Consider the following 4,668-nt stretch of genomic DNA (forward strand, 5'->3'; position numbering starts at 1 on the left):
CGTCCATCACTTTTGTTTCTCCTTCTTTGTTAAAATGTTTTACGCCATCTGTCATCATTGTCATGCAAAACGGACAGCCAGTTGCAATTACGTCAGGTTTCAATCCCAGCGCCTCTTCCGAGCGTTCGATGTTCACTTCTTTGTTTCCTTTTTCGGCATCTTTAAACATTTGCGCGCCACCAGCACCACAACAAAATCCTTTAGCGCGACTGCGTTTCATTTCTGAAAGTTCCACTTCTAATTTAGAAATGACTTCTCGCGGAGCTTCGTAAATATTGTTTCCTCTGCCCAAATAACACGGATCGTGAAACGTGATTTTTTTTCCTTTAAATGAACCGCCTTCTATTTTTATTTTTCCGGCATCCAATAATTCTTGCATCAATTGTGTGTGATGAATCACTTCGTAATTTCCGCCTAAAGCGGGATATTCATTTTTTATTGTATTGAAACAATGCGGACAACCAGTAACAATTTTTTTTACCGAATAATTATTCAAAACCGTGATATTATTCATTGCTTGCATCTGAAACAGAAACTCGTTCCCGGCACGTTTAGCAGGATCTCCAGTGCAACTTTCTTCCGTTCCCAAAACAGCAAATTTCACATTGGCTTTCGTTAAAATTTTAGCAATTGCTTTCGTAACTTTTTTCGCTCTGTCGTCAAAACTTCCGAGGCAACCTACCCAAAATAAAATTTCTGGAACTTCTCCTTTTGCAAGAAATTCCGCCATGGTAGGCACAATTAAAGGTTGATTATTTGTTTCCATTTCAAAAAAATTATTTTTCAGATACCCAATTCAAACGGTCTGTTGGCGGAAATTGCCAAGGTGCTCCGTTGTTTTCGATATTCGTAAACATTAAATTTAATCCGCTTGGCGCAGCCGATTGTTCCATCACTAAAAATCTGCGCATTTCCACAATTAATGATAACGGATCAATATCAACGGGACATTCCTGCACACAAGCATTACACGAAGTGCAAGCCCACAATTCTTCGGGTGTTATATAATCGCCCAACAATGATTTTCCGTCTTCCTGAGGAACGCCATTTTTATCTAAATTTTTTCCTACTTCTTCCAATCTTTTGCGCGTATCCATCATTATTTTTCGTGGCGACAATAATTTTCCAGTTTGATTAGCCGGACAAGAAGAAGTGCATCTGCCGCATTCTGTACAAGAATAGGAATCCATCAATTGTTTCCAAGTCAAATCCGTTACATCTTTTGCACCAAATCTGCCAGGAGCAGCAGGCGGAGCGGCATTGGCAGCATTCGGATCGAACATTAATTTTACTTCGTTAGTAACAGCTTCCAAATTATTAAACTCGCCTTTCGGCTGAAGATTGGAATAATATACATTCGGAAAAGCCAATAGAATATGGAAATGTTTGGAGTAAGGCAAGTAATTTAAAAATGCGATGATGCCGATAATGTGAAACCACCAACACGATTTTTCTAACATTTCTAACGAATGTGGATTCATTCCTGAAAATAAAATAGCAATTAAACTGCTAATCGGAAATGCGCCAGCTTTCGCGACATGACCGGATTGTTGTAATAAAAAATCGCAGCCATTCATTGTCAAAAAAGCAGACATCAATAAAATTTCTGTTATCAAAATAATATTTGCATCGGAGCGAGGCCAAATGGTCATTTCCTTACTCCAAAATCTTTTTATGCGTCCGATATTTCTTCTGATTAAAAAAACAATACAGCCGAACATCGTAGCAATAGCCAAAAATTCAAACAAGCCAATTAAAAAATTATAAAAACTTCCGAGAAAGGAAAAAACGCGATGTGTCCCGAAAATACCGTCAATAATGATTTCCAGCACTTCTATATTTATGATTACAAATCCGACATACACAAAAATGTGCATAATTCCTGCTAAAGGACGCGTTACCATTTTGGATTGACCGAGTGCCACACGCGCCATTGTTTTCCAACGCAAAGGCTTGTTATCGTTGCGGTCAATATCTTTTCCGAGATTTATATTGCGAATAATTTTACGCACATTTATCGTGAAAAAAATTATTCCTCCAGCTAAAAGTAAAATAAATAAAATGTTGGAAATTCCCATTTGAAAAATTATTTTTTCGAACTGCTTTTATCTCGCCCGCCGAAAACAGAAAAATGTACGTAACGTTTCGGATGTTCGCGCATATCTTCCAATAATTTATTTAATTGATCGGCAGAACCTTGTAATTTATTGTAAAGCGTGTCGTTATTCACTAACATACCCAAACTTCCTTTTCCTTGATTTATTTTTTTCATGATTTCCGCAGCATTACTCAACGCAATATCCGCGTTGTTGATGGTACTTTTCAGATTTGATTTTGCCAAAGAATCGCTGATAGACGAAAAATTTGTCATCATGTTCGATAATTTTTTATTGTTGTTTGCCAAATTCGAAGAAATGGATTCGATGTTACTGAAGATAACAGACATTTTTCCTTTTTCAGAAACCACAAGTTCATCTAAATTTTTAGAAGTATTTTCAAATGTCTCGAGCGATTTACGAATACTTTCCACACTTCTGGAAATATTGGTTGTATTGCCTTTATTAAAAACAGATTGCACCACTATCATTACCGAATCAATAGAAGAAATTAAATTCTCCGCTTTGTCTTTCAACGGCTGTATTTGTTTATTAACGGCATCTTTCAAATTATCTTCCGTTCCAGCACTCATCGTATCGCCGTCTTGAATATAGTTGGCAGCATTTCCGAATTGTATCTGAATAGCTTTAGAACCAAGCAAATCGGAGCTAATAATTTTCGCTACAGAATTTTTTGGAATGCGCGCGTTTTTATCACTGATGACAAACGTTACCAAAATCCGACCAGAAGTATCTGGCAACATTTCGATGCTTTGCACGCGGCCAATTCTAAATCCGTTTACCTGCACTGGATTGGCTTCTACGAGTCCATCAATGTGTTTGTACAGAGCGTATACCGTTTTTGGATGCGAAAAGATATTTCGCCCTTTTAAAAAATTAAATCCAAAAATAAGCAGTGCTAAAGCTGCTGTTACAATGATTCCTATTCTTACTTCCTTTGTGAGTTTCAAAATATTTTTTTTTGATGCGAGTGCAAATTTACTTTTTTAATAATTTGGCAGCATCATTTGTTGAAATTCTTTTTCCATTCTTAAAAATAACCACAAAAGCGTCCTTAAATCCATTTTTTCGCATTTTGGTTTGCAAAGCAATGGCTTTGTCGGCTGTAGCAAAATTCCCAGCCGTATATTTATAAATTTCACCTGCTTGATATTCCCACACATCTTTTAATCCGTCAAATTTTTTATCGTCCAACGGAATTTTTTTGGAAAAGGAAGCAAATTGGACTCTGAAAACATTAGAATCTTGCGGCGGCATTACAATGGGATCTTTTGTTGGCGCAGAAAGCGGAACACTGTCAATTTTTAATTTCTGAATACTTGTCTTTAATTTTTCGGTACTTGTTTTTTTCTTTGTTGGAGAGATTTTTTTTATTTTTTGTATTGAGACAGTGTCTCTTGGAATAGAATCTTGTTTTGCAATAAGAATAGTGTCTTTCGGAAAATTATTTTTTTGAAGCTGCATTTCGTTGATGGAATCTTGTTCTAAATCTTCTTTTTTCAAAACAGGTTTTTTGAAATTTTTATCGTCGGTATTCATTTGTTTGCCTTCCATTTCATCTTTATATTCTCTAAAAGCCCTGAAAATAGAGGAAGCCAAATACGTTTGTCCTTTTTGAGAACCTAAAAATTTTTCTTCATTGGGATTAGTCAAAAATCCAGTTTCCGTTAAAAGGCTTGGCATCGCGGTTCTCCAGAGCACCAAAAAGCCAGCTTGCTTTACGCCTTTATCTTCCCGATTGGCTTGGTTTTTATATTGATCTTGGATTTTAGCAGCTAAATCAAGACTTTGCTGTAAATATTCATTTTGATACATACTAAAAATTATATTTCCTTCGTCGGAATTCGGATCAAATCCATCGTATGTTTTTTTGTAATTACTTTCCATTAAAATAGAAGAGTTCTCACGCTTTGCCACATCCAAATTGCCCTTCGTTTTATACAAACCCATCACATACGTAGCAGAACCAAAAGCTTCTTTATTGGTGGATGCATTGCAATGGATGCAAATAAATAAATCGGCTTTGTTTTTATTAGCAATTTCAGCACGTTCGTTGAGCGGCACAAACACGTCCGTACTGCGCGTGTAAATCACTTTTACATCTTTGCAATTTTCTTCAATTAATTTTCCCAGTTTCAAAGAAATGCCCAAAGCAACGTCTTTTTCTTTAAAATGGATGCCATGACAACCAGGATCTTTGCCGCCATGACCCGCATCAATCACAACGGTTCTCAATTTATAGTCGGACGTTTTTTGCTGAGAGAAAGCAAAATCTCCGAATAAAAACGAAAAAATAAATCCGATTAAAATAAATTTACGCACAATGTCTTTTTATGTTTTTTTAACCTTTTGTCCTTGTGTGAACGTCTAACTTTCATTAGTTTTGAGCACCAAAAACAAGGCTTTCACAAAAATAGCTATTAAACTTGCGTCAGAAAACCCGTACACTCCTTTTTTTCACCTTTGTTTTGTTAATAACTGTGATGAACAGCCGCAGTTACGCGTCTTCTATTTTTGTGCTTCGAAAAAATATTTTTTTGATTCCCTTTTT

Annotated in this window: 4 protein-coding genes; all 4 read right to left on the minus strand. The window is 36.1% G+C overall.

All coding sequences use genetic code 11. The features are described from left to right. Positions 1–766 (minus strand): (Fe-S)-binding protein (locus tag ABIZ51_02575; GenBank protein MEO7087662.1); only part of this gene is annotated, 766 nt, incomplete at its 3' end. Positions 767–776: 10 nt separating this feature from the next. Continuing rightward, positions 777–2,078, minus strand: coding sequence for a (Fe-S)-binding protein (locus ABIZ51_02580; protein ID MEO7087663.1), 1,302 nt, complete (start codon positions 2,076–2,078; stop codon positions 777–779). A gap of 8 nt (positions 2,079–2,086) precedes the next feature. Further along, positions 2,087–3,067, minus strand: a complete 981-nt coding sequence (locus ABIZ51_02585; protein ID MEO7087664.1) for an MlaD family protein — start codon at positions 3,065–3,067, stop codon at positions 2,087–2,089. A 28-nt stretch (positions 3,068–3,095) separates the two neighbouring features. Next, positions 3,096–4,439: an N-acetylmuramoyl-L-alanine amidase gene (locus ABIZ51_02590; protein ID MEO7087665.1), complete on the minus strand. Its 1,344-nt coding sequence runs from the start codon at positions 4,437–4,439 to the stop codon at positions 3,096–3,098. Between the last annotated feature and the right edge of the window lie 229 nt (positions 4,440–4,668).

Source organism: Bacteroidia bacterium (assembly GCA_039924845.1).
Lineage (GTDB): Bacteria > Bacteroidota > Bacteroidia > DATLTG01 > DATLTG01 > DATLTG01.

Excerpts from the sequence above, each read along its gene's own strand:
- ABIZ51_02580 (MEO7087663.1), bottom strand. The coding sequence starts at position 2,078 with ATGGGAATTTCCAACATTTTATTTATTTTACTTTTAGCTGGAGGAATA.